The sequence below is a fragment of the Candidatus Hydrothermales bacterium genome (assembly GCA_039630235.1).
GTDB lineage: Bacteria > Hydrothermota > Hydrothermia > Hydrothermales > JAJRUZ01 > JBCNVI01.
Window position 1 is genome coordinate 1 of record JBCNVI010000069.1, and the last position, 544, is coordinate 544.

1 protein-coding gene is annotated in these 544 nt (G+C 36.2%); it reads right to left on the minus strand.

What is annotated here, in order from left to right:
- A partial coding sequence (locus ABDH49_09350; GenBank protein MEN3047143.1) for a DUF1156 domain-containing protein occupies positions 1 to 544 on the minus strand: 544 nt, incomplete at both ends.

The window sequence follows — 544 nt, forward strand, 5'->3', positions numbered from 1 at the left end:
ATTGTTATAATAAGGTGGGTCAGTAATGATAGCATCAAAAAAATTATCAGAGTAGGGAAGTTCTGTTGCAGAGGTGCGTGTAACATAAGATGAGTTTAATATCTCCGACAAATTCTTTATATCTTTCAAAATTAGACGAACCATCGACGGAAATGAACCTACTGTTACCTCAAAAGGATTTAATTCACTATAGTCCCACACCATGGGAATAGCTTGCCGTATAAACACACTACAATTTCGTTCTTGTCCAATGTCCCATTTACTACCCGTATTTAGATACTCACCCATCCTATCAATTGAGAGTGATAAATATGTACTAATGATTTTTACCAAATCTTCTTCACAATTCTCTTTTCTCACTTCCCTTCCTAGTTCTTTTACCCACTTTGTAAAAGTCAAAAGTGCAAGGAGTTGGCGAGGAGTGAAAAGTTCATACCATTTTGAGATACCAAAACCTCTACCAGCAACAGTCGTTGGATCGTTTGTGTCCATATCTTCATCAGGTATAGTCAAACCTGTTTCTTCACAAAGTTTATTAATCCTT